2 protein-coding genes are annotated in these 1317 nt (G+C 67.1%); both read right to left on the reverse strand.

What is annotated here, in order from left to right:
- Positions 1–33 precede the first annotated feature (33 nt).
- Positions 34–939: an IS3 family transposase gene (locus tag ACZ67T_RS46305; RefSeq protein ID WP_469993106.1), complete on the reverse strand. Its 906-nt coding sequence runs from the start codon at positions 937–939 to the stop codon at positions 34–36.
- Between the two features lie 2 nt (positions 940–941).
- Positions 942–1247 (reverse strand): transposase, encoded by a 306-nt coding sequence (locus ACZ67T_RS46310; protein ID WP_469993108.1) that lies wholly within the window; start codon positions 1245–1247, stop codon positions 942–944.
- Positions 1248–1317 lie beyond the last annotated feature (70 nt).

Consider the following 1317-nt stretch of genomic DNA (forward strand, 5'->3'; position numbering starts at 1 on the left):
TGAAGTTCCCCCCTGGGCATGGACAGCGGGTGGTTATGCCGCGGGGGTGAGAGCTTGTGCCGTCAGGGCCCGGGTTTCGATCGGGGTGACGTATCCGTAGATGGGATGTTTCCGCAGGCGGGTGCGGTTGTACTCGACCTCGATGAAGTGGAAGACATCCGCGCGGGCCCGTTCGTGGGATTCCCAGACGGTGGTCCCGATCTCCGCCTTCAGGAGGCCGAAAAAGCTCTCAGCTGCGGCGTTATCGTAGCAGGAGCCCGTTCTGCCCATACTCTGCCGCAGTCCCAACTCCTTTATGACGGTGCGGTATTCACGTGAGGTGTATTCCGCTCCGCGGTCCGAGTGCGTGATGCAGCCCTCCTTCAAGGCGCCCCGTCCGGCGGCCATCCGCAGGGCGTCGACGACGAGGCCGGCCCGGTGGTGGTCTGCCATCGCGTAGCCGACGACCTCGCGGGTAGCCAGGTCGATCACCGTGGCCAGATACCACCAGCCGGCCAGCGTGGGCAGGTAAGTGATGTCGCCGACCAGCTTCGTGCCCGGCTCGGCGGCCGTGAAGTCCCGGCCCACCAGATCCGGCGACGCGATCGCGTTGCGGTCCGCCCGGGTCAGGCCGCGACGCCGTCTGCGGGTGATCCCGCTGATGCCGTGCTCACGCATCAGCCGCTCGACGCGCTTGCGATTGACACGGCGCCCGCCCCTTTGGAGCGCGGCTGTGACCCTCGGGGCTCCGTAGGCCCGCCGCGACACGTCGTGGACGTGCCGGATCTCGGCGACCAGTCGGTCCTCCCGGCGGGCTCGTTCCTCGGCCGCCGCACGCCCGGACAGATGCGCGTAGTAGCCCGAGCGGGACACGCCCAGCACCCGGCACAACAGGGCGACACTGTGACCACCGGGGTTCGTCTCGGTGGCCCTCTCCGCATCGATGAACGCGTAGCGCACGGCTACTTCGTCGACTCCCTCGCGAAGAAGGCCGCGGCTTTTTTCAGGACCTCGATCGTCTGCTGCTGTTCCCGGTTCTCCCGCCGCAGGCGACGCAGTTCTTCCTTCTCGTCGCTGGTCAGTGCACCCGCCGACCCCTGGCCCCGGTCAGCCTTGTCCTGGTTCACCCAGTTCCGCAGGCCCTCCGGGCTCACCCCGAGTTCCCGGGCGACCTCGGTCACCGTCTTCCCCGACGAGTGGACTAGCGCGACCGCGTCCCGCTTGAACTCGGCCGTGTATCGCTTGCTCGTGTTGCTCTTCTTGCTCACTACCTGGAACTGCTTCCTCCGGGACCTGTCGTCCCAGTATCAGGCTGTCCAGCTCAGAGGGGGAACTTCA

The organism is Streptomyces sp. NPDC107517 (assembly GCF_055582645.1).